The organism is Roseococcus pinisoli (assembly GCF_018413645.1).
GTDB lineage: Bacteria > Pseudomonadota > Alphaproteobacteria > Acetobacterales > Acetobacteraceae > Roseococcus > Roseococcus pinisoli.
Genome location: NZ_JAHCDA010000002.1, coordinates 712,030 through 737,607 on the forward strand (window position 1 = coordinate 712,030; position 25,578 = coordinate 737,607).

Genomic DNA, 25,578 nt, shown 5'->3' on the forward strand with positions numbered 1-25,578 from the left:
TGTGCCGGGGCGTCGGGAGGGGGTAACCTCTCCCTTTCGGGCCAATCTCGGTCAACATGCAACACGCGGTAGCATGCGGTGAAGGAGATGGGCAACCCTGACCCCTCCGCCCGGTTGATGCCTCGGGCTACATTGCTCGTTCGACGGGGAGTGGGTGATGTTCACGCGCCGAAGCATGCGCATGGTTGCGGCAGGAATGTGGCCGAGCTTGTCCTGGGCCCAGCCCGCGGCACGAACGACGACGCTCGTCGCCCCCTTCACGCCTGGCGGCGCGGCCGATCTCGCAGCGCGTACTTTCGCTACCTATGCCGTGAAGCATATGGGCGGAACGCCGACCGCCATCGTCGTCGAGAACCGCGCCGGCGCCTCGGGCGCCATCGGCACGCAATATGTCGCGAGGGCGCGGCCTGACGGCGAAACGCTGCTTCTCGCCCGCGTCGCCGCCTCGGCGATCCTGCCCGCGATTGATCCGCGCACACCCTATCAGATCGACGATTTCACCTGGATCGGGCTGCTGGATCTCAATCCGTACGTGATCTGCGTGCGTGCGGACTCGCCCTATCGCGATCTGGCTTCGCTGCTGAATGCGATCCGCAACGCGCCGGGCACGCTCAATTTCTCGACGAGCGGCCCCGCGACCATCCTCGATCTCGGCGTGCGCCACCTGCTGGCGACGGCCGGACTGCCGATCGATGCGGCGCAGGCCGTGCCCTATCGCGGTGGTGGCGAAGCGCTGGCCGCGCTGCTCAGTGGCGACGCGCAGTTCGGCGGCAATAATCTCGGCGACATGATGGGTGCCATCCGCAACCGGCAGGTGCGCGCGCTGGTCGTGACCGGCGAAGCGAGGCTGCCCGAGTTGCCGGGTGTGCCGACGGCGGCCGAAGCCGGTGTTGGCGATCTGTCGCAGATCGCGGGGTGGAACGCCCTCGCGGGACCCGCGGGCATGACCGCCGAGATCACGGCCTTCTGGTCCGAGGTCCTGGCCGCGACGGGGCGCGACCGGGAATGGCTGACCGCCACGCGCCGCCTGGGCAGCGTACCCCACGTCACCGACGGCGCGGCGGCCCGGGCGCATGTCGAGACACAGATCGAGCTGTACAGAAGAATCGCGCGCCAACTGAACCTGGGATGATTCGCAAGCCTTTCCAGCAGCATGTCGACTTCGCCCGACCGACCGGTTGACTGATCGGCCCGTCGCGGCGAGGCTGCGGCCGTCGCCTCATGAGATGGCGGCCCACTCATCCGGGAGGATGCGATGATCGCCAGGAAAGGGCAGTGCCGCCCATGAAGAACCCCGCCTACATCGTGGGCGCTTTCGAGCACCCGACGCGCAAGGCCGAGGATAAGTCCACCGCGCAGCTCCATGCGGAGGTCGCCTACGGCGCGCTGCAGGATGCGGGCCTCTCCGCCTCCGACATCGACGGCTACTTCTGCGCGGGCGACGCCCCGGGCATGGGCGGTCTCTCGATGCTCGACTACATGGGGCTGAACAAGATCCGTCACTACGACACGACGGAAAGCGGCGGCTCCTCCTACGTGATCCATGTCGGCCATGCGGTCGAGGCGATCATCGCGGGCAAGTGCAACGTCGCGCTGATCACGCTCGCCGGCCGTCCGCGCGCCGAGGGCATGCAGACCGGCACCGCCGTTCGCAGCTCGGGCGTCGGCGTTCCCGACGAGCCTTTCGAGCTTCCCTATGCGCGCACGATCGCGACGATGCACGCCAACGTCGCCTCGCGCCACATGTACGAGTACGGCACGACCTCCGAGCAGCTCGCCTGGGTGAAGGTCGCGGCGTCCACGCACGCGCAGTACAACCCGCATGCGATGCTGCCCAAGGTCGTCACCGTCGAGGACGTGGTCAACTCACCGATGGTGGCCGACCCGCTGCACCGGCTTGACTGCTGCGTCATCTCCGATGGCGGCGGCGCGCTGATCGTCGCGCGTCCCGAGATCGCTGCTCAGCTGAATCGCCCGAAGGTGGGTGTGAAGGGCTGGGGCGAAGCCTACAAGCACCAGAATGCCGGTGGCATCGACCTCACCTACTCCGCCGCGCGCTTCTCGGGCCCGATGGCGTTCGACAAGGCGAAGGTGAAGCCCTCCGACATCAAGTACGCCTCGATCTACGACAGCTTCACCATCTCGGTGATCCTGCAGCTCGAGGATCTTGGCTTCTGCGAGAAGGGCAAGGCTGGCGCCTTCGTGCAGGACGGCGGTCTCATCTCCGGCGTCGGCAAGCTGCCCTTCAACACGGATGGCGGCGGTCTCTGCAACAACCATCCGTCCAACCGCGGCGGCATGACCAAGGTCATCGAGGCCGTGCGTCAGGCCCGTGGCGAAGCGCATCCGAAGGTACAGGTCCCGAACCCGGACCTCGTGCTGGCCAACGGCAAGGGCGGCAGCCTCGGCACGCGCCACGGCTGCGGCACCGTCATCCTGGAGAGGGAGTGAACAACATGGCGACTCAAGCCTTCGACCGCGTCCCCCAGGCTCCCGGCGAGACCCCGGACAACAAGGTCATCCTCGACGGCTTCCGCGCCGGCAAGCTGCTGCTCGGCAAGTGCCTGGATACGGGGAAGCTCTTCCACTATCCGCGCCACGTCTCGCCCTTCACCCTCTCGAACAACGTCGAGTTCGTCGAGGCCAAGGGCACGGGCGAGATCTACAGCTACAGCGTGGCGCGCGGGAAGGAGCCCTTCTCCGTCGCCTATGTGAAGCTGGATGAGGGCCCCATCGTCCTCTCGAACATCATCGAATGCGACCTCGACAGCCTGAAGATCGGCCTCAAGGTGAAGGTGAAGTTCAAGGACAGCGACGGCGGCGCCCCGGTGCCGATGTTCGTCCTCGCCTGATTTCTTTTCGGGTATCCGGCGGCAGCCTCGAAAGAGGGCTGCCGCTTTTTTGTGTCCGCCCGATACCGCGAAAACCTGCGGCGCCCCATGGCGAAGGCAGCCGCGTGGGTCGATACTGGCGGCGAGGCGCCTCTTCGTGCGGATCACGGGCGCTTCCCCAACGGAGCGAGACCCCATGAAGATCCCCGAACTGCCCTTCACCGTCACCGACTGGTCGAAGGTGCCGCGCACCGAGCATCCCGGCGAAACGGGGATGGGCCATTGGCGCACGATCAATATCGGCGACATCCGCATCCGCCTGGTGGAGTACGGCCCCGGCTACCTCGCCGACCATTGGTGCGACCGCGGGCACATCATCTACGTGCTGGAGGGCGAGCTGGATTCCGAACTGAAGGACGGACGGAAGAACAAGCTGACGGCGGGCATGAGCTACCAGGTTTCCGACTTCGGCGACTCCCCTCACCGCTCCTCGACGCAGACGGGCGTGAAGCTCTTCATCGTCGACTGACATGGCGCAGAACATCTACGACCGCGAGGAGTTCCTGGCCGGCTACAGCCAGCTTCCGCGCTCGCGGATGGGTCTGGCCGGCGCGCCGGAATGGCCCGCGCTGCGCGCCCTGCTGCCGGATTTGCAGGGCAAGCGCGTGCTCGATCTCGGATGCGGCTTCGGCTGGTTCTCCCGCCATGCCGCCGAACACGGCGCGGCACGGGTGCTGGGCCTGGAGCTCTCCGAGAAGATGCTCGAGCGGGCACGCTCCATGGGCGCGAGCTCCGTTATCGAATACCGCCGCGCGGACCTCGAGACGGTCGAGCTGCCGGAAGCCGCCTTCGACCTCGTCTTCAGCTCGCTCGCGCTGCACTACATCGCCGATCTGGGCGCGCTGCTCGGCAAGGTATCGCGTGCTCTGGTGCCCGGCGGCTCGGTGGTCGTGTCCATGGAGCATCCCATCTTCATGGCGCCCTCCCAGCCTCGCTGGGAGGGGCATGTCTGGCCGCTCGACGGTTATTTCCACGAAGGCGAGCGCGTCACCGACTGGTTCACCAAGGGTGTGGTGAAGCAGCACCGCACGCTCGGCACCACGCTGAACCTGTTGATCGGCGCCGGCCTGCGCCTGACCCACGTGGAGGATTGGCGCCCGACGGAGGCGCAGATCGCCACCGAGCCATCCTGGGCGAAGGAGCTCGAGCGGCCGATGTTCCTGCTCCTGGCCGCGCGGAAGGACGAGGCGCCGGCAGGCTAGTCCGCCTGGATGTTGCCGCGCCGGATCACGCCGTTCCACTTCTCGTTCTCCACGCGCAGGAAGTTGCCGAAAGCCTCACGCGTGTTGCCGCCCGGCACCGCGCCCTGGTCGTGCAGCACGCGCGCGATCTCCGGATCCTGCAATGCGCCGGCGACGGCGCGGTGCAGCGCCGTCATCACCGGCTCGGGCACGCGGGCAGATGCCACGAAGCCATGCCAGTTGCTGGCGTCCACGCCGGGCAGGCCGAGCTCGGCCATGGTCGGCACCTCGGGGATCCAGGACAGGCGCTGCGTCGCGCCCACCGCCAGCGGCCGCAGCGTGCCCGCGCGGATATGCGGCAGCAGCACGGGCAGGTCCGCGAAGCCGAGTTGGACCTCCCCCTGCAGGATCGCCGTCGCGAGCAGGCCGCCGCTGCGATAGGACACCTGGGTCAACTGGATGCCGGCGGCGGCCTGCAGTTGCTCCGCCGCGAGATGCGGCATGCTGCCCGGCCCCGTGGTGCCGAAGTTCAACCGCCCCGGCTGGGCCTTCGCCGCCGCGATCAGCTCGGCCAGGGTCCGGTAAGGCAGCGCGGCCGGCACGACGATGGGTTCGGGGACCGAGACGCCCAGGGTGATCGGCGCAAAATCCCGCAGCGAATCATAGGGCGTCCCGCGGCCAAGATGCGGCGCGATGGCGAGGCCGCCCGCGCTGCCGAGCCCGAAGACGTAGCCGTCCGGCGCCGATCGGGCCACGACCTCGAGGCCGGTGATGCCACCGCCGCCCGCGCGGTTGTCCACCACCACCGGCTGGCCCAAAGCCGCCGTGAGCCGGGGAGACAACACCCGAGCGACGATGTCGCTCGGCCCACCGGGAGCGAAGGGCACGACCAACCGCATGGGGCGAGAAGGCCAGGCCTCCTGCGCCGAGGCCGTGGCCGCGAAGCCGAACGGCAGCGCCAGCACCGTACGTCTGATCATGGACGTCCCTTCCCCGTCGGCTTCAACGAGCCGTTCATGGGTGCAACTATCGATCAGCGGCAGCGCGGCCGGAAGGGGAAACGGAACGTCATGAAGATCACGAAGGTCGAAAGCCACATTCATCGCAGCAGCTTCACCTACGGCGCGGGCGAAAGCGGCGTTGGCGGCAACCTGCATCTGCGCGGCATGGACACGCTGCTGGTGCGCGTGGAAACCGAGGACGGCCGCCACGGCTGGGGGGAAGGCTTCGGCTTCAACCTGGTGGACACGACGAAGGATGCGCTGGATCGGTTGCTCGCGCCCGCCGCCATCGGTCAGGACGCCGAGGATATTGCGGGCCTGGGAAGGATGCTGTCCCGCCGCTTCCACAATTTCGGCCGCAACGGGCCCGTGACCTTCGGCATCTCGGGAATCGACATCGCGCTGTGGGATCTGAAGGCGCAGCGCGCGGGCGTGCCGCTGCACAGCCTGCTTGGCCAGGCCGACCGCCGGCGCGTGCCCGCCTATGCCAGCCTGCTGCGCTACGGCGTGCCGGAGGATGTGGCGCGCAATGTGAGAGAGGCGGTCCGGCGCGGCTATCGCCAGATCAAGCTGCACGAGGTGGACCTTGACTGCATCCGCGCGGCGCGCGCGGCAGCGCCGGCCGAGATCCCGCTTATGCTCGACATCAACTGCGCCTGGGACACGGTGGAGCAGGCCCTCGCCTTCTGCCGTGCGGTGGAAGGCATGAACATCCGCTGGGTCGAGGAGCCCACCTGGCCGCCCGAGGATTTTGCCGCGACGGCCGCCGTCCGCGCGGCGGCGCAGTGCGGCATCTCGGCCGGCGAGAATGCCGGCGGCCCGCAGGATTTCTGGCATCTCCTGGAGGCGAAGGCGCTGGACGTCGCGCAGCCCTCCGTCACCAAGGTCGGCGGCGTCAGCGCGATGCTGGAGGTTGCCGCGCTGACGAAGGCAGCGGGTGTGGAGCTCGTGCCGCACTGCCCCTATTTCGGCCCCGGCCTGCTGGCCTCGCTGCACTTCCTCTCGGCCTGCGAGCAGGAACAACCGATCGAGATCTACTTCGCCGACATCGCCTCGCCGCCCTATGGCGAGGCGCTGGATGTGAAGGACGGCTTCATCGAGGTGCCGACCGCGCCGGGCCTCGGCCTTCAGCCGATGCTGGGCAGCCGGTAGAAGCGCGTGGCGGAGCGCCAGAAGAGATCCGCCTTCTCCTCGACGCTCGCGCCAGCCGCGATCCGCTTGAAGGCGTTCCAGCCTTCGGCATAGCCGTAGCCGCCCTTGTCCACGGGGAAATTGCTCTCGAACATGCAGCGGTCCGTGCCGAAGAGCTCAATGCAGCGCTCCATATAAGGTTTCCAGTGCTGCGCGAGCGTCTCGGACGAAGGCGCCTTGGGCTGCTGCTCGAGGCCGAAGCCCGGTAGCCGCATGCCGAGGCCACCCAGCTTCACCATCACATTGGGACAGGTGGCGAGCTCCGCCATCGCCTTCGACCACTCGGCGAAGACCTCCGAACGTTGTCCTTCGAAGCGGCCGATGCCGAGCACGCCGCCGCAATGGTCCAGCACGATCGGCGTCTGCGGAAAGGCACGCGCCAGCGCGGTCAGCCGCGGAATCTGCAGGAAATACAGCCAGGCGTCGTAGGAGAGGCCGAGGGGTGCCAGTTGCGCGAAGCCCGCGCGGAACTCCGCGCTGTCCAGCATGTCCTCGGCCGGCTGATAGGCCGGGTTCATCAGCTGCGGATCGGTGTCCCAGGTGGCGATGTGGCGGATGCCGCGAACGCGGTCGCCGCCGGCACGAAGATGCGCCTCCAGCACCGGCTTCACGGCCTCTCCCAGCCTGAGATCGGCGAAGCCCACGATGCCGGCGCAGACCTGCACCTTGCCATAGCCGCCGCTGGCGCACATGGCCGCGACGCCATTGGCGAATTCCGTCTCGCCGACCGGCTTCATCTCCTCCGGCCCCTCGGCGCGATGCATGGCGCGCGCCTGCACGAGCACCGTGGCGCGCACGTCATGGCCGGTGCGGATATCGGCGAGGATTTCGTCCAGCAGGTAGCGCCAGCCCGGGCGCTCCCAGAGGTGATGGTGCGGATCGACGATGAGCTGCCCCGGGTCGAGGATCTCCTCGCGGTTCGTCGCCAGCCAGTCCTCGCGGACGGGAAGATAGTGCTGATGCGCGGCGGTGCTCATGGACGCTCCCGATTGTTCTTCTCCGGGAAGACTAGGCCGGTTGTCGGCGGCGGCGAAGCAGGCCTAGGCTGGCTGCGGGAACGGAAACGTCAGGACGCGCATGCGGATCACGCGGCGACAGGCGGCATCGATGCGCGAGGCGAGAAGCTCATGATGCGGCGGCGCCTGTTGCTCGGTGCGCTGGCAGGTCCGGTGCTGGCAGCCCCTGCCCTCGCCCAGCCGGAATGGCCCGCGCGGCCTGTCCGGCTCATTGTTCCCTTTCCGCCTGGTGGCAGCAATGACGCGCTGGCGCGGCCGCTCGCCGATACGCTGGGCCGCCTGCTGGGCCAGCCCTTCGTCATCGAGAACCGGGGCGGCGCGGGCAGCACCATCGGCACGACGGAGCTCACGCGCTCACCCACGGACGGCTACGGCGTGATGCTCACCTCCTCCACCTTCGCGACTTCGGCGGCGACGCAGCGCACGCCCTACGATGCGTCGCGCGACCTCGAGACCATCGCCGTCCTGGCCACCTCGCCGCTCTGCATGCTGGCCTCGCCGAGCTTCGCGCCGAACAGCATGGCGGAGGCCGTGGCCTATATCCGCGCGCATCCGGGGGATGTGCATTACGGCTCCTCCGGCCCCGGCAGCATCGGTCATCTGTCCGGCGCGCTCTTCGCGCTGCGCGCTGGCCGGCTCGACATGGTCCATGTCCCCTATCGCGGCACGGGGGCGGTGCTGAACGACATGGTGGCGGGCACCATCGCGCTGACCTTCACGACCGTGACGGCCGCTGCCGGGCTGATCGCGGACCGGCGCATCAAGCTCCTCGGCTGGACGATGGACCAGCTGCCGGCCAATGCACCGCCCGCGCCCACGCCCTCGCAATCCGGCCTGCCGGATTACGAGGCCAGCATCTGGTGGGCGCTGATGGCCCGCCGCGGCATTCCCGCGCCGATCGCGGCACGGCTGCATCACGCCGTCCAGGAAGCGCTCGGCGAGGGCCGGCTCGCGGCCAATATGCAACAGGAGGGCGCGACGCCATCGCGGCTCTCGCGCGATGAGAGCGAGCGCTTCATTCAGGCCGATCTCACGCGCTGGCGCGACCTCGCCACCAGCGAAAACATCCGAGTGGAGTAAGCCCATGGGACCGAGATTCTCCGGCAAGATCGTGCTCATCACGGGCGCCGGCTCCGTGGGGCCCGGCTGGGGCAACGGCCGCGCGGCCGCCGTGGGCTTCGCACGCGAGGGCGCCACCGTCATCGGCGCCGATCGCGACCTCGGCCCCATGCGCGAGACCGAGGAGCGCATCGAGGATCAGGGCGGCCGGTTCATCCCCGTCACCTGCGACGTCACCGATGGCGCGGCCGTGGCGGAGATGGTCGCCGAGGCGAAGGAGCGCTTCGGCCGCATCGACATCCTTGTGAACAATGTCGGCGGTTCGGCCGCCGGCGGGCCGGTGGAGATGCCCGAGGAGGTCTGGGACGTCCAGATCGACACCAACCTCAAGAGCGTCTTCCTCACCTGCAAGCACGTGATCCCGATCATGGAGGCGCAGGGCGGCGGCGCGATCGTGAACCTGGCCTCCACCTCCGGCATCCGCTTCACGGGCTCGGCGCAGGTGGCCTATGCGGCGTCCAAGGCGGCGGTGATCCAGTTCTCCAAGGTCGTCGCCGTGCAATACGCGGCGCGCGGCATCCGGGTGAACACGGTGGTGCCGGGGCAGATGCACACGCCGATGGTGGAGGCGCGGCTCGCCGGCCAGCGCTCGGGCGGCGACGTGGAGGCGCTGATCAAGCAACGCCTCGCGCGCATTCCCATGGGCTGGGCGGGCGACGGCCGCGACACGGCGAATGCGGTGATGTTCCTGGCCTCGGACGAGGCGCGCTTCATCACCGGCACGGAGCTGGTGGTGGATGGCGGCATGTCCGTGCGCTGCGGCTGAGGCAACGCCGGCCCCAGGGCTACTCGGTGCCGAAGAGCCGGTGGATCACGCGGTCGCCCACCCGCAGGTTCAGCCGCTCGGCCGTGCCGCCCTGCACTTCCAGCGTGGCGCGGACCGGACCGCGGCTGCTGATCGTGGCCAGGCTCTGCGGCACCGCGCGCTCATGGATGTGATGGATGCGGCCCTCGGCAGTGATGAAGATCATGTCCAGCGGGATCAGCGTGTTGCGCATCCACATGGCGCTCTCGCGCGGTTGGCCCCAGTCGAAGAGCATCGCATCATCCGGCGCCATGCTGGTGCGGAACATCATGCCGACCGTCTGTTCGTTGGGATCGAGGGCCATCTCCGTGTGGAACAGGTGGCGGGTGCCGTCCCGTCCGACGATGGTCAGGTCCTCGATCCGCAGCTTCGGCTGGGGCTGGTTCACGCCGGGCTGGGCGCGGGCCGCCAGAGGGGCCAGGAGGGAGCCGAGGAGGAAGATGCGTCGCTTCATGCCCGCGATCATGCCACAGCTCCGAGGAGTTCGGGCAGGGTGTCGCGGATGAGATCGGCGACAGCTTTTCCGACCGGTCCCTCGCGCGGTACGTCCGCCATCGTGGTGAACCAATGCTCGGGCGGGTTGCGGCCGGCGGCGCGGTTGAAGGTGAGCCGTCGCAACACCTCCTCGGCCTCCGGCGGCAGGCGGTCGGGAACGTCCAGGCCGTTCATGACCGCCCAGTTCCGCGCCCAGCAGCGGGCGACCGTCCAGGGGTTGTAGCCGCCTCCCCCCAGCAGCAGGAAGCGCGGCGCCGCGCGGCAGACGGCGCCGACGAAGCCCGCATGGGCATTGTTGGAGAGGGAAAGCTTTGCCAGCGGATCCTCTTCCAGCGCATCGGCGCCGCATTGCAGCATGATGGCCTCCGGGCGGAGGCGATCGATCAGCGGCAGCACCACGCCCTCCAGCAGTGCGCGCATCTCCGTGTCGTTGAAGCCCTGCGACACGGGCAGGTTCAGCGCATGCGGCGCGACATGGGCCCGGCCGGAGAAGGGCCAGCGCCCGGCCTCATGGATCGAGAGGGTGGTGACGCGCGGCTCCTCGGCGAAGGCGATCTCGACCCCGTCGCCGTGATGCGCGTCGATGTCCAGGTACAGGATCCGGGTCAGCCCGGCATCGAGCCAGGCCAGCAGGCCAAGCACGGCGTCGTTCACGTAGCAGAAGCCGCTGGCCCGGGCGCGCTGGCCGTGATGCGTGCCGCCGCCCGGCACGTGGATGACGCCGCCCTCCTGCGCCGTTTTGCGGGCGGCAAGCATCACGCCGCCGGCGCTGGTGGCCGGGCGCCGGAACACCTCGCGATAGACGGGATTGCCGTCGGCGCCGATGCGGTAGCGCTCACGGTCCTCCGGCGGCACGGATTGCGTCGCCTCTGCCCGGTGCAGCGCGGCGATGTAGTCCCGATCGTGGAAGCGGCAGAGCTCTTCCGGGCTGGCCATCGGGCTGTCGAGGTAGCGCGCGGGATCGAGCCAGCCCATGGCGCGGATAAGGTCGAGCGTGGTGGAGACGCGCGGAATGGCCAGCGGGTGCTTGGGCCCGTAGGTGGAGCCGCGATAGATCTCCGATCCGATCAGCAGGGGGTCGGCCAAGACGCCTCCATGAACAAATGCCAAACCGGCAACCGCAGCGCCTGGCCGCACTTCTGTTCGATATGGAAATAAGCCGCGTCTTCGCAAGAATAGCCCAGCGCTCCGCTTCCGAGGCCGGGCGCCCCTGGGCCTTCATCGCGGCACTGAGCGTGGTGATCGTCTGGGCCGTCTCGGGCCCCATCTTCGCCTATAGCGACACCTGGCAGCTGGTGATCAACACCGGCACAACCGTGGTCACCTTCCTGATGGTCTTCCTCATCCAGAATGCCCAGAACCGCGACACGCAGGCGATCCAGCTCAAGCTGGACGAGCTGATCCGCGCCACGGAAGGCGCGCATAACCGGCTCATGGCGCTGGAGAATCAAAGCGAGGAGACCCTCCAGCAGGTGAAGGAGGAGCTGGCCACGGCCTGCGAGGAACCCATCCTGGCCGTGGCAGTGCCGCCTCAGGAGCGCTGAGGCATTGCCGTCGGGATGACGGTGCGCACGAGGCTGGCATCCAGCTCCTCGTACTTGTGGTAGCCGATGGTCTCATAGAGCTCCGCGCGGGTCTGCATCCGGTCGACGGCGTTCTGCGCGCCGCCGTCCTTGGCGATCTGCGTGTAGAGCTGCTCCCAGGCCTTGGCCGCCACGCGCAGGTGCGAGACCGGCCAAATCACCATGGAATAGCCCAGCGCCTGGAACTCCTCCGCCGTCAGGAAGGGCGTGCGGCCGAATTCCGTCATGTTCGCCAGCAGCTTCACGCCCGGCATGCGCGCGGCGAATTCCTTGAACATCTCGGGCGTCGTCAGCGCCTCGGGGAAGATCGCATCCGCTCCGGCCTCGAGGTAGCGCTTCGCGCGCGCCACGGCGCCGCCCATGCCTTCGCTGGCCGCCGCATCGGTGCGGGCGATGATGTAGAGGTGCCGGCGCGCCCGATGGGCGGCGGCGACCTTGGCGCACATCTCATCGGCCGAGGCGAGCTTCTTGTCGTTGAGGTGGCCGCACTTCTTGGGCAGCAGCTGATCCTCGAGATGGACGGCCCCCGCGCCCGCATCCTCGAAGGAGCGGACCATGTGCATGACGTTCAGCGCCTCGCCGTAGCCCGTGTCGCCATCCACCAGCAGCGGCAGGCCGGTGGCGCGCGCCACCTGGCGGATGAAGAAGCAGACGTCCTCGATGGTGATCATGCCGAGGTCGGGCAGGCCCATCGTGGCCGACATGGCGGCGCCCGAGAGGTACAGCGCCTCGAAGCCCTGCTTCTTGGCCAGCAGCCCGGCAAGGCCGAGATGGGCACCCGGCATGCGCAGGATCTCGGGCCGGTCCAGCAGCGCGCGGAAGCGCTCGCCGGCGGGAGCGCTGGGAAGGTCGGCACCGATCACGTAAGGCATGGGAGGGTCCTGTCAGCGGAAGAAGAGGAAGGTGCAGAGGATGAAGAGCGGGACGAGGAAGACAAGCGCCCAGGCACAATAGCCGAAGAAGGAAGGCATCCGCACGCCGCTCTCCTCGACGATCGCCTTCACCATGAAGTTGGGCGCATTCCCGATATAGGAGTTGGCGCCCATGAAGACGGCACCGGCCGAGATGGCCGCCAGCGTCGCCGCCCCCGGCCCCATGAGATAGGCCGCGTCGCCCCCCGCCAAATTGAAGAAGACCAGGTAGGTCGGCGCATTGTCGAGGAAGCTGGAGAGCGCACCCGTCAGCCAGAAATAGACCCAGGGAATGGGCTCCCCCGCCGGGCCCGAGGTCATCGCCACAAGGTCGGCCGCCGCGCCCGCGGGACCCGCCTTCAGGATCGCGAGCACCGGCGCCATGCAAAGGAAGATGGCGGCGAAGAGCTTGGCGACCTCCACCATGGCGCCCCAGCCGAAGCCGTTCTCCAGCCGCAGCTCCCGCGGCGTCATTCGGAGGGAGACCACCGTCACCAGCGCGAAGAGCGCGATGGCCGCCAGGCGCTCGAGGCCGATGCGCTCGCCCAGCAGCGTCACCTCGCCCGGCTGCCAGATGCCCTGCATGAGCACGCCGAAAACGACCACGCCAATGAGGAAGATGTTGGAGGCGCCCAGGATCCGCAGCTTCTCGCGCGGCGCCGTGTCCGGCTCCAGCGCCGGTTCGCGGGCATGGAAGAAGCTGTCCAGGGCGAAATAGATGCTGAGCAGCACCGCCGCGCAGAACAGGAAGGGCACGAAGAGGTGGGTCGTCGGCCAGAAGAAGGAAACGCCCTTCAGGAAGCCCAGATAGAGCGGCGGGTCGCCGATCGGCGTCAGGCTGCCGCCGATATTGGCGACGAGGAAGATGAAGAAGACGAAGGTATGGGTCTTGTGGCGGCGCTTCGCGTTCGCGCGCAGCACGGGCCGGATCAGCAGCATGGACGCGCCGGTCGTGCCCATGACGCTCGCCAGCACCGTGCCGATGGTGAGCAGCACCGTATTCGTCAGCGGCGTGCCCTGGAGCGACCCGCGCAGCAGCACGCCGCCCCCCGTGGCATAGAGGGCCGTCAGCAGGGCCACGAAGGGGATGTATTCCTGCACGGCCACGTGGGCGACCTCGCCCCCCGCCGCACCGAGGCCATAGGCCAGGGCAAAGGGCAGCAGGAAGGCCGCGCCCCAGAAGACGGAGATCTTGCCGTAATGGTGGTGCCAGAAGCCGGGCGCCAGGATGGGCAGCAGCGCGATCGACAGCAGGATGCCGGCGAAGGGGAGGCCCCAGACGAGGCTGAGTTGTGCTCCATCGAAGCCCTCGGCCGCCGCCGCGGGCAAAGCAAGGCCGGTCAAAAGCGCAGCGAGAACACCGCGGAAGAGGATCGTCGCTGCCATGTCCGGGCTTTTCCCGAATTCGACTTCGGCGTCAACCAAAAGCGGGGGGTTTGCAGGGGCGTGGCCGGACACCTAATAAAGAAGCAACTGGCGGAGTACTTTTCATGGAAATGTCTGGTGAGCGGCTCATCGCCGCGCCGCGCGAGCAGGTCTGGCAAGCGCTGAACGATCCCGAGGTCCTGAAGGCCGCGATTCCCGGCTGCGAAAGCCTCGAAAAAGTCTCCGACACGGATCTGACCGCCCGGGTGGCGATCAAAATCGGTCCGATGGCCGCGAAATTCTCGGCGAAGGTCAAGCTCGAGAACCTGAACCCGCCCGAGAGCTATACCATCACCGGCGAGGGCAATGGCGGCGCCATGGGCTTCGCCAAGGGCGGCGCGGATGTCGCCCTGACCGAGACCGGCACTTCCGAGACGCTGCTGCGCTACGCAGTGAAGGCCCAGGTGGGCGGCAAGATGGCCCAGCTCGGCGCCCGGCTGATCGACAGCACCGCCAAGCAGATGGCCGACCAGTTCTTCGATCGCTTCGCCGCGAACCTGGCTCCCGCCCCCGCTGCCGATCCCGCGGCGCCGGAAGCAGCCCATGCCCCCGCGGCCGTCGCCCATGCCGCCCCGGCGCCGGCCCCGGCGGCGATCTCCATCTTTTCGCTTATTCCCACCGAGTACATGGGCATCTCCATCATCGGCTGGCTGAGCTTCGGCGCGATGTTCGTGATCGCCTGCCTGCTGTTCCTCTGATGGCCGGCATGCCGGAGAACGTCGCGGCCACCGCCTCCCTGCTGGCCGCCGGCGGCTACGTGGCGGATACGGCGCTGGCGACGACCGTGCATCTGGCGTTGCGCATGGGCCGCCCCCTCTTCCTCGAGGGCGAGCCCGGCACCGGCAAGACCGAGATCGCGAAGGTGCTGGCCGCGCAGCTGCCGCGGCGGCTGGTGCGCCTGCAATGCTATGATGGGATGGACCTCTCGGCCGCTGCCTATGAGTGGAACCATGCCCGGCAGCTCATGGCCATCCGCCTCGCCGAGGCGGCCGGCAATGTGGCCGACATCGAGAACAGCATCTACGAGCGGCGCTTCCTGGAGGCACGCCCCCTGCTCCAGGCGCTGGAAGGCGAGCCCGCCGTCCTGCTGATCGACGAGCTGGACCGCGCGGACGAGCCCTTCGAGGCCTTCCTGCTGGAGGTGCTGGCCGACTTCCAGCTGACGGTGCCCGAGCTCGGCACGCTGAAGGCCGAGACACCGCCCGTCGTCATCATCACCTCCAACCGCACGCGCGAGGTGCATGACGCGATCCGCCGGCGCTGCCTCTACCATTGGGTGGACTACCCCGACGCCGCCCGCGAGAAGGCCATCCTGGCCCTGCGCGCGCCCGGGGTGAGCGAAAGGCTATCCGCCCAGGTCGTGGCCTTCGTCCAGCGCCTACGCGCCGGCGACTACTTCAAGCTGCCGGGCGTGGCGGAGACGATCGACTGGGCCAATGCCCTGGCCGCGCTCGACGCGCGCGAGCTGGAGACGGGCGCCGTGGACGCCACGCTGGGCGTCCTGCTGAAATACCAGGACGACATCGCCAAGCTGAAGGGCGAGGAAGCCGCCCGGCTCGTGGCGGAAGCGCGCAGCGCCGCCTGACAGGCGTGGCGCGCTAGCGCCGGGGGCGCGGCGTGAAGCGCCGGACCAGGACCGTGGCCACACCGTCCTCCAGGCTCACGCGTCCTTCCACGGTCGAGGAATTGAGGCCCGAGGCGCGGCGGATGGCCTCCTGCACCGAGGTGAGCGTTGCCGGATCGATGACGATCCGCTCGGCACGGAGCCAGAGGTTCCCGACGTGGAAGCTCCAATAGGGCGGCGGACAGGGGGCGCGGATGCACATGGGGGTGGCGCGGCTCACGGCGAAGCGCCCTTCATGGACGGCTGGCGCGGCGCCTGCCCCCGCGATCGGGACGGGAAGGCCCAGCGCCAGGGCGAAGAGGACGGACCGACGGAACCCCATGCTTGCTCTCCCCTTCTGCGCCACGAATGGACGCCGGCGCGATGATAGCGCCCCTGCCCCCGGGAGGAACCGCCGTCGCGGCGCGGCGGCTTGTGGGCCCTGCGGGAATGGCCTGGAATGGCCGGAGATGAGGCGCAGATGATCCCCCCGAAGGAGGCGGTGCACGCCGCGGCCCGCCGTGGCACGGGCAGCCCCCTCGCGCCGCGCGACAGGCCCTCGGCCGAGGCCTTCGCCCCCAACCTGCTGGCCTTCATCCGCCTGCTGCGCCGCGTCGGGCTTCAGGTCGGCCCCGGTGATGCGCTCGCCGCCACCGAGGCGCTGACCCTCACCGGGATCGAGACCCGTGCCACGGTTCGGGCGGCGCTGTCGGCCACCCTGCTGCGCAAGCACGAGCAGGCCGAGCTCTTCGATGCCGCCTTCGCCCTCTTCTGGCGCGACCCCGAGAAGGGCGCGACGGAGGCCGCCTTCGCCATGCTGGAGGAGCAGAAAGCTCCCCAGAAGCCCAAGGCCGGCGACCGCCGCATGGCCGAGGCCATGGCGGCCGACCGCCCCCTCCCGCCCCCGCCGAAGCAGGAGGAGCAGCCCCCGCAGCTCGACGCCGCCATGACCGTTTCCGAGCGCGAGCGGTTGCAGCAGATGGATTTCGAGGCGATGAGCGCGGCGGAGATCGCGCTCGCCAAGCAGGAGATCCGCCGCCTCGTCCTGCCGCTCGACGCGCGGCCGACAAGGCGCTTCCGCACCGATCCCCTTGGGCCCCGCGTGGATCTGAAGGCCACCCTTCGCGCCGGCTCGCGCAGCGGCGGGGAGCTGGTGACGATCCTGCGCAAGCGCCGCGTGGTGCGCCCGCCGCCGCTGGTGGCCATCTGCGACATCTCGGGCAGCATGGCGCGCTACGCCCAGGTGCTGCTGCACTTCCTCCATGCCGTGACCAACGACCGCGAGCGCGTGCACAGCTTCCTTTTCGGCACGCGGCTTTCCAACATCACGCGCCAGCTCAAGCACCGGGACCCCGAGATCGCCTTCGAGATGGTCGCGCACATGGTGCCCGACTGGTCGGGCGGCACGCGCATCGGCGAGGCGCTAGAGCGGTTCAACCAGGACTGGGGCCGGCGCGTGCTGGGCCAGGGCGCGGTGGTCCTATTGATCACCGACGGTCTCGACCGCGAGGGCGGCCGCGGCTTGGCCGAGGCGACGGACCGCCTCAAGCGCTCCTGCCGCAGGCTGATCTGGCTGAACCCCTTGTTGCGCTATGCGGGCTTCCAACCCAAATCCCAGGGCATCCGCGCGATGCTGCCGCATGTGCACGAGTTCCGCCCCGTGCATAATCTCGCAAGCCTGCGACAGCTGATCGAGGCGCTGGGGAAAGGAACACGCCGATGAGCGACGATATTCTGGGCACCGCCGCGGCCTGGGCCGCTGAGGGCGAGCAGGTCGCTCTGGCGACCGTGGTGGAGACCTGGGGCAGCAGCCCACGACCGGCCGGATCCATGCTGGCGGTGACCGCCTCGGGCCGCATGGCCGGCTCCGTCTCCGGCGGCTGCATCGAGGGCGCGGTGGCCGACGTCGCGAAGCAGGCGATGCAGGACGGCAAGCCGCAGCTGCTGGATTTCGGCATCAGCGACGAGCGCGCCTGGGAGGTGGGGCTGGCCTGCGGCGGCAAGCTCAAGGTCTTCGTGGAGAAGCTCGGTTGACGCCCCTGACCCTCGAGCGGCTGCAGAAGGCGCGCGCCTCGCTGACGCCGGTCGCGCTGCTGACCCGTCTGTCGGATGGCGAGCAGCACCTCTTCCCGGAAGATGCCATCCCCGGGGCGCTGGCCGACGCCGCCGAGAAGGTGCTCTTCGACGACAAGGCGGCGAATGTCACCCTCGATGGCGAGGCCTGGTTCCTCCAGCCGCACAATCCGCCGCTGCGGATGATCGTGGTCGGCGCCGTCCATGTCGCGCAAGCGCTGGTGCCGATGGCCGCCGGGCTGGGCTTCGCCGTCACCGTAGTCGATCCCCGCCGCGCCTTCGCGTCCGAGGACCGCTTCACCGGCGTGACCATGAACCACGACTGGCCGGACGAGGCGATGGAGGCCCTGGCGCCGGACACGCGCACCGCCGTCGTCACCCTGACGCACGATCCGAAGCTGGACGACCCCGCGCTCGACGTCGCGCTGAAGAGCCGCGCTTTCTACATCGGCGCGCTCGGCAGCAAGCGGACGCACGCGAAGCGCGTGGAGCGTCTGCAGGCGCTGGGCCATGGCGAGGCGGCCATCGCCCGCATCGCGGCCCCCGTTGGGCTCGACATCGGCGCGATCACCGCGCCCGAGATCGCGCTCTCGATCCTCGGCCAGGTCGTGGCCCGGCGGCGCGGCAAATGAATTTCGGCCCCACCCCGCTGGAAGAGGCGGAGGGCGCGATCCTCGCCCATTCCATCCGCCTCGCGGACCGGGCGCTGAAGAAGGGCACGGTGCTCGACGCCGCGGCGCTGGCGGCGCTGCGCGCGGAGGGCCATGCCCAGGTCATCGTCGCCCGCCTGGAACGGGACGAGGTGCCCGAGGACGAGGCCGCGCGCCGCGTCGGCGAGGCGATGGAGGCGCCCCATGTCTCCCGCACCCGCGCCTCCACGGGCCGCGTGAACCTGATCGCGGAGACCGGCGGGCTGCTGGTGCTCGACGCGCTGGCCATCGACCGGCTGAACGCGCTGGACGAGAGCCTCACCATCGCGACGCTGGCCAATTACAGCGTGGTCCAGCCGAAGGAGATGCTGGCCACCATCAAGGTCATCCCCTTCGCCGTGCCCGGCGCCGCGCTGGGAGTGGCCGAGGCCCTACTGCGGAGGCAGCGCGTGCTCTCCGTCCATCCCTTCCGCCCACTGAAGGTCGGCCTCGTGCTGACCGAGCTGCAGGGCATGAAGGAAAGCGTGATGACGAGCGCCATCGAAATCTCCACCGCGCGGGTCGAGGCGCTGATGGGCACGATGCTGCCAGTGGAGCGCGCCCGACACGAGGCCGGTGCCACCGCGGAGGCGCTGAGGCGCCTGCTGCGCCAGGGCGCCGAGATGCTGCTGATCATGGGGGCCTCCGCCACCATCGACCGGCGGGACGTCGGGCCCGCCGCCATCGTGCGCGCCGGCGGGCGGATCGAGCATTTCGGCATGCCGGTGGACCCCGGCAACCTGATCTGCCTGGGCGAGGTCGGCGGCGTGCCGGCACTGGTACTGCCCGGCTGCGCCCGCAGCCCCAAGGTGAACGGCTTCGACTGGGTGCTGCAGCGCCTCTTCGCCGGCGTCGCCGTCACTTCGCGCGACGTGATGGGCATGGGCGTCGGCGGCCTGCTCAAGGAGATCGAGACGCGCCCCCTGCCCCGCGCCAAGGCCCCCGCGAGCCCGCCACCCCTCCGTGCACCGCGCCGCCCGCGCCAGGTGGCGGGGCTGGTCATGGCAGCCGGGCGCTCGAGCCGGATGGCGCCGCACAACAAGCTGCTCGTCACCGATGGCGAAGGTGTCGCCATGGTGGCGCGGGTCGCGGAAAAGGTGCTGGCGAGCGGCGTGCGGCCCGTCCTGGTCGTCACCGGCCATGATCGCGAGCGTGTGGAGGCGGCGCTGGCGGGCAAGCCCGTGATCTTCGTGCACGCGGAGGATTATGCGGAGGGCCTGTCGGCCAGCCTGAAGGCGGGCCTCGCGGCACTGCCGCCCGATACGGAGGGCGTCCTCGTCGCGCTGGGGGACATGCCCCTGGTGGAGCCCGCGGTCATCTCGCGCATCCTGGCGGGCTTCGATCCGGAGGAGGGCCGCGCCATCGTGCAGCCGATCTTCCGCGGCAAGCACGGCAATCCCATGGTCTGGGGGCGCGAATTCCTGCCCGAGATGATGCAGCTCACCGGCGACATGGGCGCGCGCCAGCTCGTCGCGCGGCATGCGGACCGGCTGGTCGAGGTGGAGGTGCCCGATGACGGCGTGCTGCGCGACTTCGACACGGCCGAGGCGCTGAAATCGGCCCCGGGCTTCGGGCGCATCTCCGCCTGAGCCCGCGCATCCCCCGCGATTGGACGATCCTGGAAAGCCCCGAGAACGGCCAGCACGACCGCTGCGTCGACCTCTTCCGGCGCCCCGACGGGACCTTCGGCTTCGAGGAGTTCCGCCGCGATGTCGAGGATCGGGGACGCTGGACGCCGGTGAGCTACTTCTCTGGCGCCGTTTTCCCCTCACAGGATGCGGCCCGAGAGGCCGCGCTCAGGGCCGTTCCCTGGCTGGCCGAGGTCAGCGCGTCTCGATCGTGACATGGGCGAGCTCGTGTACGGGCACGAGCCGCCGGCGGATCGCCTCCGCCTCCACGCCGCCCGTCACGCTGACGATCGCCGCATGCGCGCCCGGCCCCACGCGCCAGATGTGCAGGTCGGTGATGCGGGCATCACCGGGGCCTTCCACCTGCTCGCGGACCTCGGCTTCCAGATGCGGGTCCGTCGTGTCGAGCAGCACGCCGGCCGTGTCGCGCAGCAGGCTGCGCGCCCAGAAGGCGATCACCACGGCGCCGACGATGCCCATGGCGGGATCGAGCCAGAGCCAGCCCAGGTAGCGGCCCGCCAGCAAGGCCACGATGGCCAGCACCGAGGTCAGCGCATCGGCCATCACATGCGCGAAGGCCGCGCGGCGGTTGTTGTCGTGGTCGTGATGATGGTGGTCGTGATCATGGTGATGGTGCCCGTGCCCGTCGGAGAGCAGCAGCGCGCTCGCGAGGTTCACGGCGAGGCCGATGACCGCGACCACCGTGGCCTCCAGGAAGGCGACGGGCCGCGGATCGAAGAGCCGCCCCAGCGATTCCACCCCGATGCCGAGCGCGATGACCCCCAGCACCAGCGCCGAGGCGAAGCCCGCGAGGTCGCCCACCTTGCCGGTGCCGAAGGTGAAGCGCCGGTCCTCCGCATGGCGGCGTGCGAAGGCATAAGCGGCGGCGGCCACGGCCAGGGCGCCGGCATGCGTCGCCATATGGAAGCCGTCGGCAAGCAGGGCCATCGAATTATAGACGTGCCCGGCCACGATCTCGGCGACCATCATCGCGGCGGTGAGGCCCACGACCCAGAGCGTGCGCCGGGCATTGGCGTCATGGCGCTCGCCCAGGAAGACGTGGCTATGCCCGCTCATTTCGCGTAGCGGCGGATGGCCGCGATCAGCTCCTCGGCGCCGGCGGCGCGTTCCGCCTGGCCGAGATCGGGATGGGCGACGTGCTCGCGGACATGCTCCTCGATGAGCTCGTCCATCAGCCCATTGATGGCCCCGCGCGCCCCGGCGACCTGGTGCAGCACGGCGGAGCAGCCCGCCTCGCCCTCGATCGCCCGCTCGATCGCGGCGACCTGCCCCGCGATGCGCCGGATGCGGGCGAGTAGCTGATCCCTATGGGCGGCGAGATGCGACATAGAATACCCCCCTACCCTATCTTCTAGATCGCGGCAACGCCGCAGCAGGAGTACCTCCTTTATCGATTCAGGCGGCGCAGTTGGCGCAGGTGCCCTCGACCTCGACCGTCATGCGCTCGGGCGTGAAGCCGGCCCGCTTCGCCGCGGCCTCCAGCGCATGGGCCACGCCATGGTCCGTGAGCTCGGTCGTGATCCCGCAGGTCTTGCAGATGAGGAACTGGTGCGGATGCCCGTGCTCGCCGTGGTCGTGCCCGGCCTCGATGCAGGGGGTGAAGGCGTTCAGGCGCTCCAGCTTGTGGACGAGGCCCTGCTCCACCAGGAAGTCCAGCGCCCGGTACACGGTCGGCGGGGCCGCCGGCCCGCGGTCGTCGCGCAGCCGGTCCAGCAGTGCATAGGCGCCCACCGGCTGCCCGGCCTCCAGCACGAGGCGCATCACCTTGCGGCGCAGCGGCGTGAGCTGCGCCCCGCGCGCGGCACAGTGCTCGGCCGCGCGATCGAGCGTCGTTTCGAGATCCGCCGCTTCATGCATCATGGGGCCCCTCACCTGACATCACGAAACCCCATATAGTGTCTCGCCATGTCAGACACCCCCTCGCCCGTCCCCGTCAGCTCCGCCGCCGCCCGCGCCGCCGTGCTTGCCGCCGTCCATTTCGACGCGAAGGGACTCGTTCCCGCCATCGCCCAACAGCATGACACGGGCGAGGTGCTGATGATGGCCTGGATGAACGCGGAATCCCTCGCCGAGACGCTGGAGACCGGGCGTGCCTGTTACTACAGCCGCAGCCGTGGTGGCCTCTGGCGCAAGGGCGAGACCTCGGGCCAAGTGCAGAAGGTGCTCGACCTGCGCGTGGATTGCGACGGCGATACGCTGCTTCTGCTCGTCGACCAGCTCGGCGTCGCCTGCCACACGGGCCGGCGCAGCTGCTTCTTCCTGGCTCCCCGCGGCGACGAGCTCGCCGAGGTGGCCGCCCCGCTGGTCAGCCCGCAAAGCCTCTACGGCGCATGAGCCAGCTTCCTGTCACGCTGCTCACCGGCTTCCTCGGCGCCGGCAAGACAACCTTGCTCAATCGCCTGCTCCGGCAGCCGGCGATGGCCGAGACCGCCGTGCTGATCAACGAGTTCGGCGAGATCGGGCTGGACCACCTGCTGGTGGAGCGGCTGGACGAGGACGCCGTGCTGCTGGCCGCCGGCTGCCTCTGCTGCACCATCCGCGGTGACCTGGCCCGCGCCCTACGGGATCTGGCCGAGCGCCCGCAGCCCATCCGCCGCGTGGTGATCGAGACCACGGGCCTCGCCGATCCGGCGCCGATCCTGCAGACGCTGATGTCCGACCCCTGGCTGCAGCGCCAGTACCGGCTCGATGGCGTGGTCACGCTGGTGGACGCCGTGCACGGCATGGCCACGCTCGACGCCCAGCCCGAGGCGCTGCGCCAGGCCGCCGTGGCGGACCGGATCGTGCTCACCAAGACCGACCTCGCCGCGCCGGAGGAGGTCGCCGCGCTGCGCGAGCGGCTTTCGCACCTCAACCCTGTCGCGCCGCTGCTGACCGCCGTGGCCGGAGAGGTCGACGCCGCCGCGCTGATCGACGCCGGCCCCTTCACCGCGGACGGCAAGCTGCCCGACATCGACGGATGGATCGCCGCCGCCGGGCATCACCACCACCACCACCATCACCACCACGACGTGAACCGGCATGACGGCCGCATCCGCGCCACCTGCCTGCGCTTCACGGAGCCCCTGCCGTGGGAGGGCCTCGCCTCCTACCTGGAGATGCTGGCCATCACCCAGGGCCAGCACGTGCTGCGGATGAAGGCCATTCTGAACCTGAAGGGCCAGCCCGGCCCCGTGGTGATGCATGGCGTGCAGCACAGCTTCCACCCGCCGCAGCTGCTGCCGGCCTGGCCCGAGGGCGACGACCGTTCCAGCCGCCTCGTCTTCATCCTGCGCGACCTCGATCCCTCGGTGGTGGAGGACGGGCTGCGCGCCTTTCTCGAGGCCGCCGACGCATGACGCTCCGCATCGAGACCGTCACCGGCGAAGCCGCGCTGTCCCACGTCCCTGCCGTGGCCCGGCTGCGGACCGAGGTCTTCTGCGAATGGCCGTACCTCTATCGCGGCGAGGCCGAGGATGAGGCCCGCTACCTGCGCCACTACGCCGAGGATGAAGCCTCCGCGATCATCCTCGCCTGGGATGGCGAGGTCATCGTCGGCGCCGCCACGGCCCAGCCCATGACGGCGACGCACGGGCCCGTCCGCACGGCCTTCGAGGAAGCGGGCCGGAACCCGGCGGACTACTGCTACTTCGGGGAATCGGTGCTGCAGCGGCGCTATCGCGGCCAGGGCGCGGGTGTGGCCTTCTTCGCCGCGCGGGAGGCGCATGCGCGCCACCTCGAACTGCCCTTCACCACCTTCTGCGCCGTGATCCGCGAGGCCGACGATCCGCGCCGGCCAGCCGGTTACGCGCCGCTCGACGCCTTCTGGCGCAAGCGCGGCTACGCGCACCATCCCGAACTGTCCTGCGTGTTCAACTGGCGTGAGATCGGCGCCCAGCAGGAAACGCCGCACCGCCTCTCCTTCTGGATCAAATCCCTGTGACGGCGCTGACCCTGGCCACCCTGGCCTGGCCGGTGGAACCCACCTCCAGCATCGCTGCCTATGCCGAGAAGCTCGACCATTGGGTGGCGGCGGCTAAGTCCGGCGGGGCCGACCTCGTCCTCATGCCGGAATATGCCTGCGTCGAGCTCGGCGCCGCGCTGGCCGGCCGCAACGCCCCCGATGCCGCAACGGAGCTCCGCGCGATGGTGGCGGCGGCGGACGGGATCCTCGCCGCCATGCGAGCCGTGGCGATGCGGCACCGGATCTGGCTGCAGCCCGGCACGCTGCCCATGCGGGAGGGCGAGACCATCGTGAACCGCGCGCCCCTCATCGCGCCGGACGGCCGGATGGCGATGCAGGAGAAGCGCCGCATGACGCGCTTCGAGACGGAGCACTGGGGCGTCTCCTCCGGTGCTGCGCCGCAGGTCTTCGACACGCCCTGGGGCCCGGTCGGCATCGCCGTCTGCTACGATGCGGAATTCCCGGACGTGGTGCGCGCGCAGGTCGAGGCCGGCGCCTGGCTCATCCTGGTGCCCACCTGCACCGACACCGATCACGGCTTCAACCGCGTCCGCATCGGGGCCCAGGCGCGCGCGCTGGAGAACCAGTGCTTCGTCGCCGTCGCGCCCACGCTGGGGGGCTTCGAGGGCTCGGTCGCGCTGGACGAGAACCACGGCGCGGCCGCCGTCTACGGCCCCGTGGATCGCGGCTTTGCTTCCGACGGCGTGGTCGCGGCCCTGGCTTACGACACGCCTGGCCTGCTCTTCACGACGCTGGATCCGGCCCGGCTGGAGGCGGTCCGCGCCGAGGGCGCCGTGCGCAACCATCGCGACTGGCCCGCCATGCCCGCGCCGCGCAGCCCGATGGCAACCTTCGCTTGACCACCGTCTACATCGCCGCCGGCGAGGCCTCGGGCGACATCCTGGGCGCGCGGCTGATCGCCGCCCTGCGCGCGCGCGACGCCACGCTGGAATTCGCCGGCATCGGCGGCGAGCGCATGGCCGAACAGGGCTTCGCCTCGCTCTTCGACATCCGGCAGCTCGCGCTCATGGGCATCATGGAGGTGCTGCCCAGCCTCCGCCGGCTTTCCCAGCGCATGGACGAGGCAGTGGCCGACATCACCGCCCGCCGCCCCCGCCTCATCGTCACCATCGACAGTCCCGGCTTCACGCTGCGCCTGGCCGCGAGGGTGAAGCCGCTCGGCATCCCCATCCTCCATTACGTCGCACCGCAGGTCTGGGCCTGGCGGCCCGGCCGCGTGAAGAAGATCGCCAAGCGCGTGGACCGCATCCTGGCGCTGCTCCCCTTCGAGGCCCCGATCTTCGAGGCGGCCGGCATCCCGGTGGATTTCGTCGGTCATCCCATCCTGGAGAGCGAGGCCGCCCATGGCGACGCCTCGCGCGTTCCCTATACCGGCCGGTCGCTCATCGTCATGCCGGGCAGCCGGCGCGGCGAGGTCTCGCGCCTCCTGCCCCCCTTCGCCGAGACGGTGCGCCGCCTGCCGGCGGATATCCTTCCCGTCATCGGATTGGCCGGCACCGTCGAGGAGATCGTTCGCCGGCAGCAAGCCGTCTGGGGCCGGCCGATCCAGACCGTGCGGGCGCCCGGCGAGAAGGCCGACGCCTTCGCCGCCGCCCGGGCCGGGCTGATCAAATCCGGCACCTCCTCCCTGGAAGCGGCGGTGGCGGGCCTGCCGCATGTGATCGGCTACACCTTCAACCCGATCTCCAACGCCATCATCCGCCAGCTGTTCCGGGTGAAATACGCCAGCCTCGTGAACCTGCTGGCCGATGAGGAGATCGTGCCCGAGCTCCTGCTCGAGAAATGCGAGCCGCGCGGCCTCGCCGCCGCGCTCCTGCCGCTGATCGAGGACGACGAGGCCGTGGCCCGCCAGCGCGAGGGCTTTTCCCGGGCGCTGGCGAAGCTGCGCCCGGAGAAGGGCCTGCCGAGCGAGGCCGCTGCCGAGGCCGTCCTGCGGATGCTCTGACGTGATGCCGGGCGCGTGAGACGCGCCCGGTGCCTGA

Annotated in this window: 30 protein-coding genes; 20 read left to right on the top strand and 10 right to left on the bottom strand. The window is 69.7% G+C overall.

The features are described 5' to 3' along the window. Positions 1 to 208 precede the first annotated feature (208 nt). The 5 genes from KHU32_RS12100 (at position 209) to KHU32_RS12120 (ending at position 4,093) form a co-directional block, all read left to right on the top strand. Positions 209 to 1,132: a tripartite tricarboxylate transporter substrate binding protein gene (locus tag KHU32_RS12100; protein WP_213670340.1), complete on the top strand. Its 924-nt coding sequence runs from the start codon at positions 209 to 211 to the stop codon at positions 1,130 to 1,132. A gap of 152 nt (positions 1,133 to 1,284) precedes the next feature. Beyond that, on the top strand, positions 1,285 to 2,451 hold the full coding sequence (locus KHU32_RS12105) for a thiolase domain-containing protein (RefSeq protein ID WP_213670341.1): 1,167 nt from the start codon (positions 1,285 to 1,287) through the stop codon (positions 2,449 to 2,451). A gap of 5 nt (positions 2,452 to 2,456) precedes the next feature. Next, the gene (locus KHU32_RS12110) at positions 2,457 to 2,852 is read left to right on the top strand and encodes a Zn-ribbon domain-containing OB-fold protein (RefSeq protein ID WP_213670342.1); all 396 of its coding nucleotides are present in this window, start codon (positions 2,457 to 2,459) and stop codon (positions 2,850 to 2,852) included. 175 nt (positions 2,853 to 3,027) lie between these two features. Beyond that, positions 3,028 to 3,360, top strand: coding sequence for a DHCW motif cupin fold protein (locus KHU32_RS12115; RefSeq protein WP_213670343.1), 333 nt, complete (start codon positions 3,028 to 3,030; stop codon positions 3,358 to 3,360). A 1-nt stretch (position 3,361) separates the two neighbouring features. Next, entirely contained in the window at positions 3,362 to 4,093 is a 732-nt protein-coding gene (locus tag KHU32_RS12120) for a class I SAM-dependent methyltransferase (protein WP_213670344.1), read from the top strand. Here KHU32_RS12120 and KHU32_RS12125 read toward each other — a convergent pair. Further along, entirely contained in the window at positions 4,090 to 5,052 is a 963-nt protein-coding gene (locus KHU32_RS12125; protein ID WP_213670345.1) for a Bug family tripartite tricarboxylate transporter substrate binding protein, read from the bottom strand. The genes KHU32_RS12120 and KHU32_RS12125 overlap by 4 nt on opposite strands. A 90-nt stretch (positions 5,053 to 5,142) precedes the next feature. Between KHU32_RS12125 and KHU32_RS12130 the strand changes: the two genes are divergently transcribed. Then, a complete protein-coding gene (locus KHU32_RS12130; RefSeq protein WP_213670346.1) occupies positions 5,143 to 6,225 on the top strand; it encodes a mandelate racemase/muconate lactonizing enzyme family protein in 1,083 nt (360 codons plus the stop codon). Here KHU32_RS12130 and KHU32_RS12135 read toward each other — a convergent pair. After that, on the bottom strand, positions 6,201 to 7,241 hold the full coding sequence (locus KHU32_RS12135) for an amidohydrolase family protein (protein ID WP_249680984.1): 1,041 nt from the start codon (positions 7,239 to 7,241) through the stop codon (positions 6,201 to 6,203). The two genes, KHU32_RS12130 and KHU32_RS12135, sit on opposite strands and share 25 nt — an antisense overlap. Positions 7,242 to 7,391: 150 nt before the next feature. Between KHU32_RS12135 and KHU32_RS12140 the strand changes: the two genes are divergently transcribed. Continuing rightward, a complete protein-coding gene (locus KHU32_RS12140; protein WP_213670347.1) occupies positions 7,392 to 8,360 on the top strand; it encodes a Bug family tripartite tricarboxylate transporter substrate binding protein in 969 nt (322 codons plus the stop codon). A gap of 4 nt (positions 8,361 to 8,364) precedes the next feature. Beyond that, positions 8,365 to 9,165: an SDR family NAD(P)-dependent oxidoreductase gene (locus tag KHU32_RS12145; RefSeq protein ID WP_213670348.1), complete on the top strand. Its 801-nt coding sequence runs from the start codon at positions 8,365 to 8,367 to the stop codon at positions 9,163 to 9,165. A gap of 19 nt (positions 9,166 to 9,184) precedes the next feature. Here KHU32_RS12145 and KHU32_RS12150 read toward each other — a convergent pair whose 3' ends face one another. Both KHU32_RS12150 and KHU32_RS12155 read right to left on the bottom strand, forming a co-directional pair. After that, a complete protein-coding gene (locus KHU32_RS12150; protein WP_213670349.1) occupies positions 9,185 to 9,658 on the bottom strand; it encodes a DUF192 domain-containing protein in 474 nt (157 codons plus the stop codon). A gap of 8 nt (positions 9,659 to 9,666) precedes the next feature. Beyond that, the gene (locus tag KHU32_RS12155; RefSeq protein WP_249680985.1) at positions 9,667 to 10,785 is read right to left on the bottom strand and encodes an acetoin utilization protein AcuC; all 1,119 of its coding nucleotides are present in this window, start codon (positions 10,783 to 10,785) and stop codon (positions 9,667 to 9,669) included. 17 nt (positions 10,786 to 10,802) lie between these two features. Between KHU32_RS12155 and KHU32_RS12160 the strand changes: the two genes are divergently transcribed. Continuing rightward, positions 10,803 to 11,243, top strand: coding sequence for a low affinity iron permease family protein (locus KHU32_RS12160; RefSeq protein ID WP_249680987.1), 441 nt, complete (start codon positions 10,803 to 10,805; stop codon positions 11,241 to 11,243). Here the strand turns inward: KHU32_RS12160 and prpB are convergent. Next, positions 11,231 to 12,154, bottom strand: a complete 924-nt coding sequence (gene prpB / locus KHU32_RS12165; protein WP_213670351.1) for a methylisocitrate lyase — start codon at positions 12,152 to 12,154, stop codon at positions 11,231 to 11,233. The two genes, KHU32_RS12160 and prpB, sit on opposite strands and share 13 nt — an antisense overlap. 12 nt (positions 12,155 to 12,166) lie before the next feature. Next, positions 12,167 to 13,579: a sodium:proton antiporter gene (locus KHU32_RS12170; RefSeq protein WP_213670352.1), complete on the bottom strand. Its 1,413-nt coding sequence runs from the start codon at positions 13,577 to 13,579 to the stop codon at positions 12,167 to 12,169. Between the two features lie 104 nt (positions 13,580 to 13,683). Here KHU32_RS12170 and KHU32_RS12175 point away from each other — a divergent pair, with 104 nt between their 5' ends. Both KHU32_RS12175 and KHU32_RS12180 read left to right on the top strand, forming a co-directional pair. Further along, a complete protein-coding gene (locus KHU32_RS12175; RefSeq protein ID WP_213670353.1) occupies positions 13,684 to 14,316 on the top strand; it encodes an SRPBCC family protein in 633 nt (210 codons plus the stop codon). Positions 14,317 to 14,324: 8 nt separating this feature from the next. Then, positions 14,325 to 15,203 carry an AAA family ATPase gene (locus KHU32_RS12180; RefSeq protein WP_249680988.1) on the top strand — a complete coding sequence of 293 codons (879 nt, stop codon included), beginning with the start codon at positions 14,325 to 14,327 and terminating at the stop codon, positions 15,201 to 15,203. Positions 15,204 to 15,216: 13 nt separating this feature from the next. On the opposite strand, the gene KHU32_RS12185 is transcribed toward KHU32_RS12180, so the two are convergent. Further along, on the bottom strand, positions 15,217 to 15,564 hold the full coding sequence (locus KHU32_RS12185) for a hypothetical protein (RefSeq protein ID WP_213670355.1): 348 nt from the start codon (positions 15,562 to 15,564) through the stop codon (positions 15,217 to 15,219). Between the two features lie 138 nt (positions 15,565 to 15,702). Here KHU32_RS12185 and KHU32_RS12190 point away from each other — a divergent pair, with 138 nt between their 5' ends. From KHU32_RS12190 to KHU32_RS12205, 4 genes are read left to right on the top strand one after another with little or no spacing between them, the layout of a single operon-like run. Next, positions 15,703 to 16,944: a vWA domain-containing protein gene (locus KHU32_RS12190; protein WP_213670356.1), complete on the top strand. Its 1,242-nt coding sequence runs from the start codon at positions 15,703 to 15,705 to the stop codon at positions 16,942 to 16,944. Then, the gene (locus KHU32_RS12195) at positions 16,941 to 17,255 is read left to right on the top strand and encodes an XdhC family protein (protein WP_213670357.1); all 315 of its coding nucleotides are present in this window, start codon (positions 16,941 to 16,943) and stop codon (positions 17,253 to 17,255) included. Before KHU32_RS12190 ends, KHU32_RS12195 begins: the two co-directional genes overlap by 4 nt. Continuing rightward, positions 17,252 to 17,926 (top strand): XdhC family protein, encoded by a 675-nt coding sequence (locus tag KHU32_RS12200; protein WP_213670358.1) that lies wholly within the window; start codon positions 17,252 to 17,254, stop codon positions 17,924 to 17,926. Before KHU32_RS12195 ends, KHU32_RS12200 begins: the two co-directional genes overlap by 4 nt. Continuing rightward, entirely contained in the window at positions 17,923 to 19,572 is a 1,650-nt protein-coding gene (locus KHU32_RS12205) for an NTP transferase domain-containing protein (protein WP_213670359.1), read from the top strand. The genes KHU32_RS12200 and KHU32_RS12205 overlap by 4 nt, the downstream gene beginning before the upstream one ends. 234 nt (positions 19,573 to 19,806) lie before the next feature. Here KHU32_RS12205 and dmeF read toward each other — a convergent pair whose 3' ends face one another. The 3 genes from dmeF to KHU32_RS12220 all read right to left on the bottom strand — a co-directional run bounded on the left by dmeF (position 19,807) and on the right by KHU32_RS12220 (position 21,489). Then, positions 19,807 to 20,688 carry a CDF family Co(II)/Ni(II) efflux transporter DmeF gene (gene dmeF, locus KHU32_RS12210; RefSeq protein ID WP_213670360.1) on the bottom strand — a complete coding sequence of 294 codons (882 nt, stop codon included), beginning with the start codon at positions 20,686 to 20,688 and terminating at the stop codon, positions 19,807 to 19,809. Continuing rightward, positions 20,685 to 20,960, bottom strand: a complete 276-nt coding sequence (locus tag KHU32_RS12215) for a metal/formaldehyde-sensitive transcriptional repressor (RefSeq protein ID WP_213670361.1) — start codon at positions 20,958 to 20,960, stop codon at positions 20,685 to 20,687. The genes dmeF and KHU32_RS12215 overlap by 4 nt, the downstream gene beginning before the upstream one ends. A gap of 67 nt (positions 20,961 to 21,027) precedes the next feature. Continuing rightward, positions 21,028 to 21,489, bottom strand: coding sequence for a Fur family transcriptional regulator (locus tag KHU32_RS12220; RefSeq protein ID WP_408887846.1), 462 nt, complete (start codon positions 21,487 to 21,489; stop codon positions 21,028 to 21,030). A 48-nt stretch (positions 21,490 to 21,537) separates the two neighbouring features. Here KHU32_RS12220 and hisI point away from each other — a divergent pair, with 48 nt between their 5' ends. Genes hisI through lpxB form a run of 5 tightly spaced genes read left to right on the top strand, consistent with a single transcriptional unit; the run spans position 21,538 to position 25,541 of the window. After that, complete coding sequence (hisI, locus tag KHU32_RS12225) at positions 21,538 to 21,966, top strand: phosphoribosyl-AMP cyclohydrolase (RefSeq protein WP_213670363.1); 429 nt, start codon at positions 21,538 to 21,540, stop codon at positions 21,964 to 21,966. Further along, positions 21,963 to 22,970, top strand: a complete 1,008-nt coding sequence (locus tag KHU32_RS12230) for a CobW family GTP-binding protein (protein ID WP_213670364.1) — start codon at positions 21,963 to 21,965, stop codon at positions 22,968 to 22,970. The genes hisI and KHU32_RS12230 overlap by 4 nt, the downstream gene beginning before the upstream one ends. Continuing rightward, entirely contained in the window at positions 22,967 to 23,554 is a 588-nt protein-coding gene (locus KHU32_RS12235) for a GNAT family N-acetyltransferase (RefSeq protein WP_213670365.1), read from the top strand. The genes KHU32_RS12230 and KHU32_RS12235 overlap by 4 nt, the downstream gene beginning before the upstream one ends. Further along, the gene (locus KHU32_RS12240) at positions 23,551 to 24,435 is read left to right on the top strand and encodes a carbon-nitrogen hydrolase family protein (protein WP_213670366.1); all 885 of its coding nucleotides are present in this window, start codon (positions 23,551 to 23,553) and stop codon (positions 24,433 to 24,435) included. Before KHU32_RS12235 ends, KHU32_RS12240 begins: the two co-directional genes overlap by 4 nt. After that, complete coding sequence (gene lpxB, locus KHU32_RS12245; protein WP_213670367.1) at positions 24,432 to 25,541, top strand: lipid-A-disaccharide synthase; 1,110 nt, start codon at positions 24,432 to 24,434, stop codon at positions 25,539 to 25,541. Before KHU32_RS12240 ends, lpxB begins: the two co-directional genes overlap by 4 nt. Positions 25,542 to 25,578 lie beyond the last annotated feature (37 nt).

What these genes read in the sequence shown, in the direction of transcription:
- KHU32_RS12105 (WP_213670341.1), top strand. Translation starts at nt 1,285, where the DNA reads ATGAAGAACCCCGCCTACATCGTGGGCGCTTTCGAGCACCCGACGCGC.
- KHU32_RS12110 (WP_213670342.1), top strand. Translation starts at nt 2,457, where the DNA reads ATGGCGACTCAAGCCTTCGACCGCGTCCCCCAGGCTCCCGGCGAGACC.
- KHU32_RS12115 (WP_213670343.1), top strand. Translation starts at nt 3,028, where the DNA reads ATGAAGATCCCCGAACTGCCCTTCACCGTCACCGACTGGTCGAAGGTG.
- KHU32_RS12120 (WP_213670344.1), top strand. Translation starts at nt 3,362, where the DNA reads ATGGCGCAGAACATCTACGACCGCGAGGAGTTCCTGGCCGGCTACAGC.
- KHU32_RS12125 (WP_213670345.1), bottom strand. Translation starts at nt 5,052, where the DNA reads ATGATCAGACGTACGGTGCTGGCGCTGCCGTTCGGCTTCGCGGCCACG.
- KHU32_RS12130 (WP_213670346.1), top strand. Translation starts at nt 5,143, where the DNA reads ATGAAGATCACGAAGGTCGAAAGCCACATTCATCGCAGCAGCTTCACC.
- KHU32_RS12135 (WP_249680984.1), bottom strand. Translation starts at nt 7,241, where the DNA reads ATGAGCACCGCCGCGCATCAGCACTATCTTCCCGTCCGCGAGGACTGG.
- KHU32_RS12140 (WP_213670347.1), top strand. Translation starts at nt 7,392, where the DNA reads ATGATGCGGCGGCGCCTGTTGCTCGGTGCGCTGGCAGGTCCGGTGCTG.
- KHU32_RS12145 (WP_213670348.1), top strand. Translation starts at nt 8,365, where the DNA reads ATGGGACCGAGATTCTCCGGCAAGATCGTGCTCATCACGGGCGCCGGC.
- KHU32_RS12150 (WP_213670349.1), bottom strand. Translation starts at nt 9,658, where the DNA reads ATGAAGCGACGCATCTTCCTCCTCGGCTCCCTCCTGGCCCCTCTGGCG.
- KHU32_RS12160 (WP_249680987.1), top strand. Translation starts at nt 10,803, where the DNA reads ATGCCAAACCGGCAACCGCAGCGCCTGGCCGCACTTCTGTTCGATATG.
- prpB (WP_213670351.1), bottom strand. Translation starts at nt 12,154, where the DNA reads ATGCCTTACGTGATCGGTGCCGACCTTCCCAGCGCTCCCGCCGGCGAG.
- KHU32_RS12170 (WP_213670352.1), bottom strand. Translation starts at nt 13,579, where the DNA reads ATGGCAGCGACGATCCTCTTCCGCGGTGTTCTCGCTGCGCTTTTGACC.
- KHU32_RS12175 (WP_213670353.1), top strand. Translation starts at nt 13,684, where the DNA reads ATGGAAATGTCTGGTGAGCGGCTCATCGCCGCGCCGCGCGAGCAGGTC.
- KHU32_RS12180 (WP_249680988.1), top strand. Translation starts at nt 14,325, where the DNA reads ATGCCGGAGAACGTCGCGGCCACCGCCTCCCTGCTGGCCGCCGGCGGC.
- KHU32_RS12185 (WP_213670355.1), bottom strand. Translation starts at nt 15,564, where the DNA reads ATGGGGTTCCGTCGGTCCGTCCTCTTCGCCCTGGCGCTGGGCCTTCCC.
- KHU32_RS12190 (WP_213670356.1), top strand. Translation starts at nt 15,703, where the DNA reads ATGATCCCCCCGAAGGAGGCGGTGCACGCCGCGGCCCGCCGTGGCACG.
- KHU32_RS12195 (WP_213670357.1), top strand. Translation starts at nt 16,941, where the DNA reads ATGAGCGACGATATTCTGGGCACCGCCGCGGCCTGGGCCGCTGAGGGC.
- KHU32_RS12205 (WP_213670359.1), top strand. Translation starts at nt 17,923, where the DNA reads ATGAATTTCGGCCCCACCCCGCTGGAAGAGGCGGAGGGCGCGATCCTC.
- dmeF (WP_213670360.1), bottom strand. Translation starts at nt 20,688, where the DNA reads ATGAGCGGGCATAGCCACGTCTTCCTGGGCGAGCGCCATGACGCCAAT.
- KHU32_RS12215 (WP_213670361.1), bottom strand. Translation starts at nt 20,960, where the DNA reads ATGTCGCATCTCGCCGCCCATAGGGATCAGCTACTCGCCCGCATCCGG.
- KHU32_RS12220 (WP_408887846.1), bottom strand. Translation starts at nt 21,489, where the DNA reads ATGCATGAAGCGGCGGATCTCGAAACGACGCTCGATCGCGCGGCCGAG.
- hisI (WP_213670363.1), top strand. Translation starts at nt 21,538, where the DNA reads ATGTCAGACACCCCCTCGCCCGTCCCCGTCAGCTCCGCCGCCGCCCGC.
- KHU32_RS12230 (WP_213670364.1), top strand. Translation starts at nt 21,963, where the DNA reads ATGAGCCAGCTTCCTGTCACGCTGCTCACCGGCTTCCTCGGCGCCGGC.
- KHU32_RS12235 (WP_213670365.1), top strand. Translation starts at nt 22,967, where the DNA reads ATGACGCTCCGCATCGAGACCGTCACCGGCGAAGCCGCGCTGTCCCAC.